Here is a 13,403-nt window from a genome sequence, read left to right as displayed (position 1 = left end):
TGTTGGGGCTGGTGAGAGGCCTGTGCCGGAGGACTCCTCGATGGGCGTCCGGGGCCCGGCGGAGGGCCGGGGTCAGCCCGCGCTGCCCGCCGTCCACTGACTCCAGGACATGTTCCAGCCGTTGAGGCCGTTGTCCGGGGCGATGGTCTCGTCCGGCGAGCCCTTGACCGTCACGACGTCCCCGATGAGGGAGTTGTCGTAGAACCACGCGCCCGGCGTGCTGGAGTCGCCCGCGCCCTGCGCGTCCTGGAGGCCGACGCAGCCGTGGCTGGTGTTGGAGCTGCCGAAGATCGAGGGCGAGCCCCAGTAGTTGCCGTGGATGAAGGTGCCGGAGGACGACAGGCGCATCGCGTGCGGGACGTCCTTGATGTCGTACTCACCGCCGAAGCCGACCGTGTCGCCGTTCATACGGGTCTGGGTGAACTTCTCGGAGATCACCATCTTGCCGTTGTACGTGGGGTTCGACGGGCTGCCCGCGGAGATCGGGATGGTCTTGATGACCTTGCCGTCCCGCTCGACCGTCATCTTCTTGGCCTTCACGTCGACCGTGGAGACCTGCGCGCGGCCGATGGTGAAGGTGACCGTCTTGTTCTGCACGCCGGTGGCGCCGTCCGCGCCCTTCACGCCCTCGAGGTCGATCTTCATCGTGACCTTGGAGCCGGCCTTCCAGTACTCCTCGGGCCTGAAGTCGAGGCGCTGGTTGCCGAACCAGTGGCCCACGACCTTCTGGCCGCTGTCGGTGGTGACCTTGATGTGCGACTGGACGGACTGCTTCTCGGTGATCGCCTTGTCGAAGTTGAAGGAGACCGGCATGCCGACGCCGACCTTCGTGCCGCCGTCGGGGGTGTAACTGCCGATGAAGCTGTTGGCCTTCGAGACGGTGGTGAAGATCGAGTTCTCCGTCGCCTCCTTGCCTTCGGAGTCCTTCGCGTCGGCCGTGATCTTGTACTTCATGCCGCGTTCCAGCTGGGCCTTCGGCTTCCAGCTGGACCCGTCGTCCGCGAGCGTGCCGTCGACCGCGGCTCCGGTGGAGACCAGGGTCATCTTCACCTCGGTCAGCTTGCCGTTCTTGACCTTGACGCCGGTGGCGTTGATGGAGGCGCCGGTCGAGCCGTCCTTCGCCGAGATGGTGATCTCGGCGCCCTGCGCCTTGGACTTGCCGTCCTTGTCGTCGCCGTCGGCGTCCGCGTCGCCGCCGCAGGCCGTGAGGGCGAGTGCACCGACGGCGGCGAGTGCGGTGGCCGCCATCAGGGTGCGTCGCCGGGGCTTGGCTATGTGCGACGTTGTCACGGGCTGCTCCATCTTTTTGCGAAGTGCGCGTTCTGACCAGGTAGGAGATAAGAGCGGCCATCGGGCGGAAAGGTTCCGTCCGCTTGGTGTGAGGACGGGCACAGGGACATGGCCCGACGGCGGCCCAACGGGCTTTGCTCTGCGGCCATTTGTAGTTGTTCTTTCTGGGAATTCCCTTAGATGGCGCTTTGGGATACCTGAGAGGGATTTGGGTCGGCGGTCACCGGGACTGCTTGCCGTAGAGGTCCTCGTACGAGGGGAAGTTGCCGCCCGGCGTCTGCACGGACTCCGCGGCCAGGAGCGCCCGTACGATCGCCGCGGTCACCATGTCCGCGCCCGCCGCCAGGACCTCGTTCAGGGCGAGCGGGTTCTCCGCCGCTCCCGGCAGGGGGCGTTCGCCGGTGGCGAGGGCGAAGACGGTGTCCCCGTCGTTGAGGAGATGGACGGGGCGCACGGCGCGCGCGATGCCGTCGTGCGACGTGCCGGCGAGCTTCTGGGCCTGGGCCTTGCTGAGTTCGGCGTCCGTCGCGACCACGGCGAGGGTGGTGTTCAGCGGGGCGGGCCCGCTCTGGGCGGCGGCCTCGGCGAGGCGGCGCGCGGCCTCCTCGTGGACCTCGGGGGCGGGATAGGCCACCCGCCCTCCCTCGAAGTACCGCCCGTACAGCGCCCCCGTCCCCGGATCGACCCCCGAGCCCGCGGCGTTCGCCACCACCAGCGCGGCCACGGTGACCCCCGACTCCAGCCTGACGCTCGCGCTGCCGACGCCGCCCTTGACCTTGCCGACCAGGGCGCCGGTGCCCGCGCCGACGTTCCCCTCCTCGACCGGGGTGAACGGCCCGGTGCCCGCGGCGGCCTCCACGGCGGCGCGTCCTGTCGCGGCGTCGGGGCGTGCCGTGAACGCACCCCCGCGGCCGAGGTCGAAGACGCAGGCGGCCGGGACCACGGGCACGACGTGGGAGGGATCGGGGCCGACCCGTACGCCGCGGCCCTGCTCCTCGAGCCACGCCATCACCCCGGCCGCGGAGTCCAGGCCGTACGCGCTGCCGCCGGTCAGCACGACGGCCTCGACCCGCTGCACCAGATTGCGGGGGTCCAGGGCGTCCGTCTCGCGGGTGCCGGGGCCGCCGCCGCGCACATCCACCGCCGTGACGGCACCGCCCTCCGGGGCGAGCACGACGGTGGTGCCGGTGAGGTGGCCAGGGTGCGCCGGGGCGGTGCGGGTGGCATGCCCTACGCGGAGGCCGGGGACATCGGTGAGGGAGTTGGAGGAAGCCATGCCGACCTGCGTATCACGCACGGCAGTTGCACGGCTGCCCGGAAGCTACGTGGCTGCCACCTCCTTTCGCGCCGCACGGCTGGTCAGCGTCACACCGGTGGCGACGGTGGCCGTCGCCACGAGCCCCGCGACCAGGACGGCCCAGCTGCCCGCGAACGTACTGGCGAGGGTCGCCACGGCGGCGACGGGCAGCACGAGTTGCTGGGCGAGGCCCACCTTGTAGTAGCGGGAGTGCAGCAGCCAGACGGTGAAGAGGTACAGCGCCATCGGCACGGTCACGGCGGCCGACGCGGCGAGCGTCGAGATGTGCGCCTTGCCCGCGGCCTCCTCGACCGCGACCTCGATCCCGGCCCCGATCGCGGCGGCCGCGCCGAGGATGAAGTAGTGCCCGTAACCCCACAGGAAGGACTGCCGGTTGGAGTTCAGGTGGCCGTGGATGGGCACGACGAAGTAGATCCACCACGCGGCGAAGACCATCAGGAGGCCGCCCGCGGCGATGGGCAGGATCTCGCCGAGCGCGTCGTGCTCCTCGATGCCGGTCTTCACGGCGACGGTCGCCGCGGCGATCGTCTCGCCCAGCACGATGATCGTGAACAGGCCGTACCGCTCGGAGATGTGATGCGGATGCCAGGCCGTGCTGTAGACGCGCTCCGCGAACACCGGCACGCACATCTCGGCGATCGCCATCACGAGGAACAGCCAGGACCGCCCGCCCTCGGGCAGGAACAGCAGTCCCGACCAGCCGATCTGGCAGATCAGCACGCCGCACGCGTACCGCAGTGCGGTGGCCCGCTCCTCTCCGGTGGCCGATCTGGCGACGCGCAGCCACTGGGTGGTGAGCGCGACCCGCATGATCAGGTAGCCGAGCCAGATGAGGAGGAAGTCATGCTCCTCGAACCCCCGGGAGACTCCCGCGGCGAACACGAGCACACCGGCGATCTGTACGAGCGTGACGACCCGGTAGAGCACGTCGTCGTTGTCGTACGCCGACGCGAACCACGAGAAGTTGACCCACGCCCAGAACAGCGCGAAGAACACCATCGCGTAATTGAGCACGCCCTCGCCCGCGTGCCCCTCGGCGACGGCGTGCACGAGCTCGACGCCGGCCTGCGCGACCGCCACGACGAAACAGAGGTCGAAGAAGAGCTCCAGGGGAGTCGCGGCCCGATGCGCTTCCCCGCGCCCCCGTGAGCGCAGTGGCCGCAGGGCGGCGGGAGGGGAAGGCGGGCCCGATACGGGCTCGGGGGCGGGTGCTGGCTCGGGGGCAGGTGCTGACGTCATGGGGACCAGCACAGCAGAAGGTGCCTGCCGAACCGGGCTGCGGCACGCGCCCCGGCGGCCCCCGAGGTCCGAAGGGCCCCTGACTTTCGTGCCTTTGGGCTGGTCAGAGCGTGTCCTATGACTCTGCTCCCGGAGAACCGCGCGCGGGAACGTGGATATGTCAGGCCCCGGAGCAAGGTCGGGACCCGTAGCGAACAGGGATCCAACATGACATCGCCTGCCGCCCAAGAAGCGCGGTCCGCACCCTCGGTCAGTACGTACGACCCGGCGCAGTACCGCCCCGGCAAGACCATCACCGACTGGGAGCCGGAGAACGAACTCTTCTGGAAGTCCATCGGCAAGAAGGTCGCCTCCCGCAACCTGTGGATCGCCGTCCCCGCGCTCCTGGTCGCGTTCGTCGTCTGGCAGGTGTGGTCGGTCACCGCGACCAACCTCAAGGACGTCGGCTTCGGTTTCTCCACCTCGCAGCTGTTCTGGCTGACGGCCGTCCCCGGCATCACCGGCGGCACGGCGCGCGTGTTCTACACCTTCCTCGGCCCGATGATCGGCCAGCGCCGCTTCACCGCGCTCTCCACGGTCGTGCTGGTCATACCGCTGATCTGGCTCGGCATCGCGGTCCAGGACCCGAACACCTCGTACGGCGTGATGGTCGCCATCGCGGCCCTGTGCGGCGTCGGCGGCGCGAACTTCGCCTCCTCCCTCGCCAACATCGGCTTCTTCTTCCCCAAGCGGGACAAGGGCAACGCCACCGGCATCAACGGCGGCCTGGGCAACCTCGGTGTCTCCGTCGTCCAGCTGGTCACCCCGATCGTCATCACCAGCTCGGTCCTCGCGGTCGGCTCGGCCCAGCACAAGGCCGACGGGACGCCCGTGTGGCTGCAGAACGCCGCGTTCCTGTGGGTGCCCGTCCTGGTGATCCTGGCCGTCGTCGCGTGGTTCGGCCAGAACGACCTGAAGGTCGCATCGACCCCCTTCAGCCAGCAGAAGATCATCTTCAAGCGCAAGCACAACTGGCTGATGACCTGGCTCTACGTCGGTACGTTCGGTTCCTTCATCGGGTTCGCGGCAGCGCTGCCGATGCTCATCAAGACCACGTTCACGCCGATCGACGCGGCCTACTCCGCGGCCACCTACGCCTGGATGGGCCCGGCCGTGGGCGCGCTCGCCCGCTGGGCCGGCGGCTGGATCGCCGACAAGATCGGCGGCGCCAGGGTCACCATCATCTCGTTCGTCGGCATGGCGCTCTCGATCATCGGCGTCATCAACTTCCTTCCCTCCGGCGGCGACAACGGCAACTTCTGGGGCTTCTTCGCCTGCTTCCTGTGCGCGTTCTTCTTCTCGGGCATCGGCAACGGCTCGACGTTCCGCCAGATCCCGGTGATCTTCCGCGGCCAGCACCTGAAGGGCCTGGAGGAGGGCACTCCCGCCTACACGAAGGCGCTGAAGCAGTCCGAGATGGAGGCGGGCGCCGTCACCGGCTTCACCTCCGCCATCGCGGCGTACGGCTTCTTCTTCATCCCCGCGATGTTCGCCAATTTCGCGGTCACCAGCGCGATGTGGGGCTTCGTGGGCTTCTACGTCAGCTGTATCGCGGTCTGCTGGTGGTTCTATGCCCGCAAGGGCGCGGAATCGCCGAGCTGACGCCCCGAGGGGTGTCGGCGGGACGGGCCGGGTGTGGGAGCACCCGGCCCGTTCGCATGCCCGGATTCGGGCGCACGGGGGCTGCCGGTCCCGTGGAGGCTGCCGGTACCACGAGATCTCCCCGAAATTCTTGTGAATGCATTCACAAGCGAACTTAGGTCCAAAGTCCCGAGAGAAATGCTAGGTCAGGGCGGGTTCGGTGGACCGGGTGCGCCGGGAGTGGGGACCTCCGGCCCTGAAGTGGGGACCATTGCGGACCCCCTGAGCGGTCGCTTCGCAGTGCAATGGACACATAGCGAAAAGGCGACTCGGAAGGTGCCGGCGATGACTGCCACTCCCGCGGAAACGACAGTGCACGGCGAGGCATGGGACGGCTTCAAGGGCGGCTTGTGGCGGGACGCGGTCGACGTCCGCGACTTCGTCCAGCAGAACTACACCCCGTACGAGGGCGACGACTCCTTCCTGGCCGGCCCGACCGAACGCACCTCCCGGGTTTGGCAGAAGCTCCTGTCGATGTTCCCCGCGGAGATCGAGCGCGGCATCCACGACGTCGACGTGAAGACCCCGTCCCGCATCGACGCCTTCGCGCCCGGCTACATCGACGCCGACCTCGACCTCATCGTCGGCCTCCAGACCGACGCCCCGCTCAAGCGCGCCATCATGCCCAACGGCGGCTGGCGGATGGTCGAAGGGGCGCTCAACGCCTACGGCTACGAGGCGGACCCCGAGGTCAAGGAGGTCTACACGCACCTCCGCAAGACCCACAACGAAGGCGTCTTCGACGCCTACACGCCCGAGATCCGCGCCTGCCGCTCCTCCGGCATCATCACCGGCCTGCCCGACGCCTACGGCCGCGGCCGCATCATCGGCGACTACCGCCGCGTCGCGCTCTACGGAGTCGACCGCCTCATCGCCGAGAAGGAGGCCGACCGGGCCCGGCTCGGCCAGGAGTGGGCCACCGAGGACGTCATCCGCGCCCGCGAGGAGACCTCCGAGCAGATCAAGGCCCTGGGCGAGCTGAAGGCCATGGCGATGTCCTACGGCCACGACATCTCCGGCCCCGCCACCACCGGCCGCGAGGCCGTCCAGTGGCTGTACTTCGCCTACCTGGCCGCCGTGAAGGAGCAGAACGGCGCGGCCATGTCGATCGGCCGCATCGACAACTTCCTCGACATCTACCTCCAGCGCGACATCGAGTCCGGCCGCATCACCGAGACCGAGGCCCAGGAGTTCGTCGACGACTTCGTCATCAAGCTCCGCATCGTGCGCTTCCTGCGCACCCCCGAGTACAACGAGGGCTTCTCCGGCGACCCGACCTGGGTCACCTGGTCGATGGCCGGCATCGGCGAGGACGGCCGCCCGCTGGTCTCCCGCACCACGTTCCGTGCCCTGCAGACTCTCTACAACCTCGGCCCGGCCCCCGAGCCGAACCTGACGGTCTTCTGGTCGCGGGAACTGCCGAAGGGCTTCAAGGACTTCGCCGCCAAGGTCGCCGTCGACACCTCGGCCCTCCAGTTCGAGTCCGACGACCTGATGCGCCCCAAGTACGGCGACGACACCGCGATCGCCTGCTGCGTCTCGGCGATGGCCGTCGGCAAGCAGATGCAGTTCTTCGGAGCCCGCGTCAACGTCGCCAAGGCTCTCCTCTACGCGATCAACGGCGGCCGCGACGAGAAGACCGGCAAGCGCGTCGTCGAGGGCTTCGAGCCCATCGAGGACGAATACCTGGACCACGACAACTACGACACCCTCGCCGAGCGCTACGACGCGATGCTCGGCTGGCTCGCCAAGACCTACGTCCACGCGCTGAACGTCATCCACTACATGCACGACAAGTACGCCTACGAGCGCATCGAGATGGCGCTGCACGACCAGGAGATCCTGCGCACGATGGCATGCGGCATCGCGGGCCTCTCCGTCGCCGCCGACTCGCTCTCCGCCGTCAAGCACGCCAGGGTCAGGGTCATCCGCGACGAGACGGGACTCGCCGTCGACTACGAGATCGAGGGCGACTACCCCGCCTACGGCAACAACGACGATCGGGCCGACCAGATCGCCCGGCGGATCGTCTCGGACTTCATGGGCAAGATCCGGCAGCACCCGACCTACCGCGACGCGGTGCACACCCAGTCCGTCCTGACGATCACCTCGAACGTCGTCTACGGCAAGAAGACCGGCAACACCCCCGACGGCCGCCGCTCGGGCGAGCCGTTCGCCCCCGGCGCCAACCCGATGAACGGCCGTGACGAGCACGGCTACATCGCCTCCGCGCTGTCGGTGGCCAAGCTCGACTACGACGACGCCGAGGACGGCATCTCGCTCACCAACACCATTACGCCCGACGCCCTGGGCCGCACCCCCGGCGAGCGGATCCAGAACCTCTCCGGAGTCCTCGACGGCTTCACGGCCAGCGGCGGCTTCCACATGAACGTCAACGTGCTCGACAAGGCGACCCTGGAGGACGCCATGGAGCACCCGGAGAACTACCCGCAGCTGACCATCCGGGTCTCCGGCTACGCGGTCAACTTCATCCGCCTGACCCGCGACCAGCAGCTCGACGTCATCAACCGCACCTTCCACGGCTCCCTCTGAGCCACCTGGAGCCCTGCCATGACTGCTCTGCTCGACACCGCGACTCTGCTCGACACCGCGACCCCGGCTGCCGCGGTCACCCGGCGCCCCGTCACCGGATCCGTCCACTCCTGGGACCTGTCCACCGGAGTCGACGGCCCCGGCAGCCGCTTCGTCACGTTCCTCGCGGGCTGCCCGCTGACCTGCCTGTACTGCCACAACCCCGACACCTGGCGGATGCGTGACGGCAAGCGGACCACCGCCGACGACGTGATCGCGGAGGCCGCCAAGTACACGAAGTTCATCTCGGCGGCGGGCGGCGGAGCCACCGTCAGCGGCGGCGAACCCCTGCTGCAGCCCGTCTTCACCGGCGAACTGCTGCACCGCCTCAAGCACGAGCTCGGCCTGCACACCGCCCTCGACACCAGCGGCTTCCTCGGCACGCGCGCCACCGACGCCCTGCTCCGAGACGTCGACCTGGTGCTCCTCGACATCAAGTCCTGGCACCGGGAGACCTACCAGAAGGTCACCGGGCGGCCCTTGCAGCCCACCCTCGACTTCGCACGGCGCCTCGCCGACCGCGGCCAGGACGTCTGGGTGCGCTTCGTCCTCGTCCCCGGCCTGACCGACGACCCGGACAACATCGAGGGCGTCGCCCGCTTCGCCGCCTCGCTCGGCAACGTCTCGCGCGTCGACGTGCTGCCCTTCCACAAGCTGGGCGAGGCGAAGTGGGACGCGCTCGGCAAGGACTTCACCCTGCGCGACACCCCCACGCCCACGGCGGGGCAGCTGGGCGCCGCCAGGGAGATCTTCGCAGCTCAGGGGCTCTACGCCGTCTGACGGCCGCCGCCCCGCCGCACGGACGTACCCTGGAGGCATGAGCACCGCCCCCGCCCCCGAGCCGCGCGATCCCGAGGGTCCCGAGACCCCGAAGGGCTCCGCGTCGCCGAAGAAGCCGAAGCGGCCGAGCAGCGACCTGGTCTTCGACGACCCCCTGTCGCAGCAGTCTTCGGACGACACGGACCGCGGGTGGGGCGAGCGGCCGTCGGCAGGCGGCGACAGTGCCGCCGACCTGGCGCGCTTCCTCGACGAGAAGCCGCCCCACCACCTCTGAGCCCGCGCTAGAGCTTCTCGGGCCCCACGGGTCCGGAGCCAGGCCCGTCCGGCCCGGCACCGCGCTCGTCGGGCCCGGCGCCGCGCTGCGCCACCAGGGCGTCGCGGATCTCCTTGAGGACCTCCAGCTCCGAGATCTCGATGACCTCCTGCGTGCCCTCCTTCTCGGCCTTCCGCGCGGCCTGCCGCGCCAGGTACTTGGCCATGGGCAGCACCATCAGGAAGTAGACGACGGCCGCGGTGATCACGAAGCTGAGGGTGGCGCTGAGCACCGAGCCCCACATGATCGGGATGCCGCTCTCGACGGTGCCGTCGGCCGCCGTCTTGCACGGGGCCTTCAGACACGAGCTGTAGTGGTCGAGATCCTTCGTACCGAAGGCGCCGACCAGCGGGTTGATGACGCCCTTCACCACGGAGTTCACGATGTTCGTGAACGCGGCTCCGATGACGACCGCGACCGCCAGGTCGACGACATTGCCGCGCATCAGGAAGGCCTTGAAGCCCTCCCAGAGACCCGGTTCGTTCTTCTCGCTCACCACGAGGCCTTTCGTTGCAAATGCAGTTCGTGAAACAGACAGCTTCGCAAACTACGGGAGGCACTGGTCGGACTGTCCAATTGGGTAACCCGAACGAGCGACTTGACACGGATTCGGTGCAGTCGCACACGTTGTGAGTCAGCACAGCGTCACCGCCAGACGCATGCTCGCCCCGGCTCCGGCGAGCCGTGCCGCCGTCGCCCGCGGCACGGAGAGGACGACCAACGCCCCGGCCTCGGAGGCGCTTTCGGCCGAGCTCTCCCGGCGCTCCGGCACCTCGACCACCCGGGCGCCGGCCGCCACCACCCGTGACGTGGAGCCGTCGGCGCCGACGACATCGACCCGGTCGCCCCGGTGCAGCAGCCGCACCGTCTCCGCGTCCGCGATCCGCACCGGCGCCGTCACGGGGGCGGCTGCCCGATGCCGCTGCTCCGCATCAGCCGAGGGCGTCGCGGCGGCCGCCGGATGCCCCGGCGGGCGCGCCCGCTCGGCGTCCCGCGGTCCGGCGGCCACGAGCGTCGCCGCGGTCACCGCGAGCCCCACGGCCACGGCCCGCCGTCTGTGCCGCAGCAGCCTTCGCAGGCGCTGCCGCCCGCCTCGTACGCGCACGGGGGAGAAGTGCGGCACGGGGCACGGCGGGGGAGCGTCCCGCACGGGGGGAGCGTCCCGCACGTGAGGTGCGAGGGGAGTGGGTGAGGCTGAGGGAGGGGGAGTGTGCGTCACGACGGCCACCGCCTGCGGAGTCGGGAGAGCTGAGGATCTTGCCTGCCGCTCTCACGATGCAGGCCCGCGCCGAATCCCGCTGAGCCCCGTGCACTACTCGCCGGTTGTGGACAACTCCCTCACCCGAAGGCGAAGTTCCGCCCGCCCCCGACCATGCTCCGAACCGCTCCGAACCGCTCCGAACCGCTCCGAACCGCTCCGAACACCTCAGGGCAGCCGAATCCCCGGCTCCATCCCGCCCAGCGCCCCCGCACACGAACAGTCCCGCTCGCTCTCCGCGGGCAGCCCCGCCACCGCGTCGAACAGCACCGTCCGCAGCCGGTCCACATTCGCCGCGAAGACGCGAAGGACCTCTTCGTGCGAGACGCCCTCCCCGCTCTCAGCGCCCGCGTCCAAGTCCGTGACCAGCGTCAACGACGTGTAGCAGAGCTCCAGTTCGCGGGCGAGCACGGCCTCGGGGTGGCCGGTCATGCCCACCACCGACCAGCCCTGCGCCGCGTGCCAGAGCGATTCGGCCCGCGTCGAGAACCGCGGCCCCTCGATCACCACCAGCGTCCCGCCGTCCACCGGCTCCCACTCGCGCCCGCGCGCCGCCTTGAGCGCTGCGCCACGCCCGACGGGGCAGTACGGGTCGGCCAGCGACACGTGCACGACGTTCGGGACGGTCCCGTCCGGCAGCGGAACCCCGTCGAAGTACGTCTGCGTACGCGTCTTCGTGCGGTCCACGAGCTGATCGGGCACCAGCAGCGTGCCGGGCCCGAACTGGGGCCGCAGTCCGCCCACCGCACAGGGGCCGAGCACCTGCCGTACGCCCACGGAGCGCAACGCCCACAGGTTGGCGCGGTAGTTGATGCGGTGCGGCGGCAGATGGTGGCCGCGCCCGTGCCGGGGCAGGAACGCGACCCGGCGCCCGGCGATCTCACCGACGAACAGGGAGTCGCTCGGCGCTCCGTAAGGGGTGTCGACCTGGAGCTCGGTCACGTTGTCGAGGAAGGAGTAGAAGCCGGAGCCGCCGATGACACCGATCTCGGCCCGCACCCCGCTCGCCGGACCCGCGTTCACCGTCTCCGCGTTCGCCGTATTCACCATGCCGAGCACAGTAGCCGGACGCGGGAACGCCGAAATCCCCGCTGTCGTACGACAGCGGGGAAGCGGAAGAAGAACTTATGCGGCCGACGAGCTCGACGAGCTGGACGAACCGGCCGACGACCCCGAGGACGAGCCCGACGACTTCGAGTCCGAGGAACCTGACGAGGAGGACGAAGAAGTGCTCGCGGAGGACTTGGAGTCCGACGACTTGGAGTCCGAGGACTTCGAGGCGGACGTCGACGACGGCGTGCTGCTCGACGACGAGCCGCGGCTGTCGTTGCGGTAGAAACCGGAGCCCTTGAAGACGATGCCGACCGCCGAGAACACCTTCTTGAGGCGTCCGTCGCAGCTGGGGCACACGGTCAAGGCGTCATCGGTGAACTTCTGCACCGCCTCGAGGCCCTCGCCGCATTCGGTGCACTGGTACTGGTACGTCGGCACTTGCTTCCTCCTGGCACTCTCACTCGATGAGTGCTAACGACGGTCCATAGTGACCTATTCCGCGAGATCAGTCCACCGTGACCGGCTCGCGGTGACCCACGCCACGTGCCACGGTGCGTCCGACGGACCGCGGGACGAGCCGCGAGCGCAGGGTCACGAGCACCACGAGCGCCAGCGCCGTACCGCCGAGGGGCACCAGGAATCCGGCGCCGTCCCAGAAGCGGTCCTCCAACTGTCCGGCGACCGTGACGGCGGCCGCCTGGCCGAGCGCGACGGCACCGGTGAGCCAGGTGAACGCCTCGGTCCGGCCGCCCGGGGCGACGAGCCGGTCCACCAGCGTGTAGCCGGTGATCAGCGCGGGCGCGATGCAGACGCCGACCAGGAGGCCGAGCCCGGCGAGCAGCAGCACGGAGTGCGCGGCCCACAGACCGGACGCCATCAGGGTCAGCGCCGCGTACCCGACGAGGAGCCGCCGCTGCGGGGCGATCTTCCAGGCGATGGCACCGCAGACGAGACCGGAGAGCATGTTGCCCGCGGCGAACGTGCCGTACAGGACGCCGTTCAGGCCGGGTTCGCCGATGGACTCGGTGAAGGCGGCCAGCGAGACCTGCATGCCGCCGAAGACGGCGCCGATGCCCAGGAAGGTCACGATCAGGACCCGCACACCGGGGATCCGCAGCGCGGAGGCGTGCTCCACGCGCGCGTGCTCCTCGCGGGAGGCGGGCTTGGGCTGGGTGCTCTTCTGCGCGGCGAACAGCAGGCCGCCCACCAGCGTCAGTCCGGCCTCGGTGAAGAGTCCGGCGGCCGGGTCGATGGTGGTGCACAGCGCGGTCGCGAAGAGCGGGCCGAGGACGAACGTCAGCTCGTCCGTGACCGACTCGAAGGCGGCCGCCGTGCCCGCCAGGGGCGAGTCCTGGAGCTTGACGCCCCAGCGGGCCCGCACCATGGGGCTGATCTGCGGCTGTGAGGCGCCGGTGGGCACCGCGGCCGCGAAGAGCGCCCACAAGGGGGCGTCGGAGAGCGCGAGCACCGTCAGGGTGAGCACCGAGGCGGTGTGGATGAGTACGCCCGGCACGAGGACGGCGCGCTGGCCGAACCGGTCGGCGAGCTTGCCGCCGAAGGGGGCGAACACCGCCATGGAGACGCCGGTGACGGCGGACACGGCGCCCGCGACGCCGTACGAGCCGGTGGTGTGCTGCACGAGCAGCACGATGGAGATGGTCAGCATCGCGAAGGGCTGTCGCGCCGCGAAGCCGGGCAGGAGAAACGTCCAGGCGCCGCGGGTGCGCAGCAGCTGTCCGTATCCGGGGCGGGAGGTGACCGTGGATGCCACGGCCCGTGCCTTTCTGCTGCCTGGTAGCGCGGCCCCCCTGTTTCGGGGCGGCGGCGCCGAGAGCTGTCCTCTAGCGCGGAATCGCGGTAGATGCCGGGTTGCCCACTGC

At 69.8% G+C, this 13,403-nt stretch carries 12 protein-coding genes; 4 read left to right on the top strand and 8 right to left on the bottom strand.

What is annotated here, in order from left to right:
* Positions 1-72: 72 nt before the first annotated feature.
* The 3 genes from ABZ906_RS27455 to ABZ906_RS27445 all read right to left on the bottom strand — a co-directional run bounded on the left by ABZ906_RS27455 (position 73) and on the right by ABZ906_RS27445 (position 3,847).
* A complete protein-coding gene (locus tag ABZ906_RS27455) occupies positions 73-1,302 on the bottom strand; it encodes an Ig-like domain-containing protein (RefSeq protein ID WP_361195172.1) in 1,230 nt (409 codons plus the stop codon).
* A gap of 208 nt (positions 1,303-1,510) precedes the next feature.
* Positions 1,511-2,566: a P1 family peptidase gene (locus ABZ906_RS27450; RefSeq protein WP_361386988.1), complete on the bottom strand. Its 1,056-nt coding sequence runs from the start codon at positions 2,564-2,566 to the stop codon at positions 1,511-1,513.
* A gap of 45 nt (positions 2,567-2,611) precedes the next feature.
* The gene (locus ABZ906_RS27445; protein ID WP_361386985.1) at positions 2,612-3,847 is read right to left on the bottom strand and encodes a low temperature requirement protein A; all 1,236 of its coding nucleotides are present in this window, start codon (positions 3,845-3,847) and stop codon (positions 2,612-2,614) included.
* Between the two features lie 207 nt (positions 3,848-4,054).
* Here ABZ906_RS27445 and ABZ906_RS27440 point away from each other — a divergent pair, with 207 nt between their 5' ends.
* The 4 genes from ABZ906_RS27440 to ABZ906_RS27425 all read left to right on the top strand — a co-directional run bounded on the left by ABZ906_RS27440 (position 4,055) and on the right by ABZ906_RS27425 (position 9,173).
* Positions 4,055-5,488 carry a NarK family nitrate/nitrite MFS transporter gene (locus ABZ906_RS27440; RefSeq protein ID WP_361195178.1) on the top strand — a complete coding sequence of 478 codons (1,434 nt, stop codon included), beginning with the start codon at positions 4,055-4,057 and terminating at the stop codon, positions 5,486-5,488.
* Positions 5,489-5,812: 324 nt separating this feature from the next.
* Positions 5,813-8,080 (top strand): formate C-acetyltransferase, encoded by a 2,268-nt coding sequence (pflB, locus tag ABZ906_RS27435; protein WP_361386982.1) that lies wholly within the window; start codon positions 5,813-5,815, stop codon positions 8,078-8,080.
* 18 nt (positions 8,081-8,098) lie between these two features.
* A complete protein-coding gene (gene pflA, locus ABZ906_RS27430) occupies positions 8,099-8,899 on the top strand; it encodes a pyruvate formate-lyase-activating protein (protein ID WP_361386979.1) in 801 nt (266 codons plus the stop codon).
* 37 nt (positions 8,900-8,936) lie between these two features.
* On the top strand, positions 8,937-9,173 hold the full coding sequence (locus ABZ906_RS27425; RefSeq protein WP_361386976.1) for a hypothetical protein: 237 nt from the start codon (positions 8,937-8,939) through the stop codon (positions 9,171-9,173).
* Between the two features lie 7 nt (positions 9,174-9,180).
* Here the strand turns inward: ABZ906_RS27425 and mscL are convergent, their stop codons facing one another.
* The 5 genes from mscL to ABZ906_RS27400 all read right to left on the bottom strand — a co-directional run bounded on the left by mscL (position 9,181) and on the right by ABZ906_RS27400 (position 13,294).
* On the bottom strand, positions 9,181-9,708 hold the full coding sequence (gene mscL, locus ABZ906_RS27420; RefSeq protein WP_361386973.1) for a large conductance mechanosensitive channel protein MscL: 528 nt from the start codon (positions 9,706-9,708) through the stop codon (positions 9,181-9,183).
* A gap of 138 nt (positions 9,709-9,846) precedes the next feature.
* Positions 9,847-10,362, bottom strand: coding sequence for a hypothetical protein (locus ABZ906_RS27415; protein WP_361386970.1), 516 nt, complete (start codon positions 10,360-10,362; stop codon positions 9,847-9,849).
* Between the two features lie 276 nt (positions 10,363-10,638).
* Complete coding sequence (locus ABZ906_RS27410) at positions 10,639-11,520, bottom strand: S-methyl-5'-thioadenosine phosphorylase (RefSeq protein WP_361386967.1); 882 nt, start codon at positions 11,518-11,520, stop codon at positions 10,639-10,641.
* A 75-nt stretch (positions 11,521-11,595) separates the two neighbouring features.
* Positions 11,596-11,961 carry an FmdB family zinc ribbon protein gene (locus tag ABZ906_RS27405; protein WP_361386964.1) on the bottom strand — a complete coding sequence of 122 codons (366 nt, stop codon included), beginning with the start codon at positions 11,959-11,961 and terminating at the stop codon, positions 11,596-11,598.
* A gap of 67 nt (positions 11,962-12,028) precedes the next feature.
* Positions 12,029-13,294, bottom strand: coding sequence for an MFS transporter (locus tag ABZ906_RS27400; protein ID WP_361386961.1), 1,266 nt, complete (start codon positions 13,292-13,294; stop codon positions 12,029-12,031).
* Positions 13,295-13,403 lie beyond the last annotated feature (109 nt).

Source organism: Streptomyces sp. NPDC046925 (assembly GCF_040644915.1).
GTDB lineage: Bacteria > Actinomycetota > Actinomycetes > Streptomycetales > Streptomycetaceae > Streptomyces.
This window is presented reverse-complemented; position numbering and strand designations above follow the sequence as displayed.

Coding starts and splice junctions, on each gene's coding strand:
- ABZ906_RS27455 (WP_361195172.1), bottom strand. CDS start 1,302: ATGGAGCAGCCCGTGACAACGTCGCACATAGCCAAGCCCCGGCGACGC.
- ABZ906_RS27450 (WP_361386988.1), bottom strand. CDS start 2,566: ATGGCTTCCTCCAACTCCCTCACCGATGTCCCCGGCCTCCGCGTAGGG.
- ABZ906_RS27445 (WP_361386985.1), bottom strand. CDS start 3,847: ATGACGTCAGCACCTGCCCCCGAGCCAGCACCCGCCCCCGAGCCCGTA.
- ABZ906_RS27440 (WP_361195178.1), top strand. CDS start 4,055: ATGACATCGCCTGCCGCCCAAGAAGCGCGGTCCGCACCCTCGGTCAGT.
- pflB (WP_361386982.1), top strand. CDS start 5,813: ATGACTGCCACTCCCGCGGAAACGACAGTGCACGGCGAGGCATGGGAC.
- pflA (WP_361386979.1), top strand. CDS start 8,099: ATGACTGCTCTGCTCGACACCGCGACTCTGCTCGACACCGCGACCCCG.
- ABZ906_RS27425 (WP_361386976.1), top strand. CDS start 8,937: ATGAGCACCGCCCCCGCCCCCGAGCCGCGCGATCCCGAGGGTCCCGAG.
- ABZ906_RS27410 (WP_361386967.1), bottom strand. CDS start 11,520: ATGGTGAATACGGCGAACGCGGAGACGGTGAACGCGGGTCCGGCGAGC.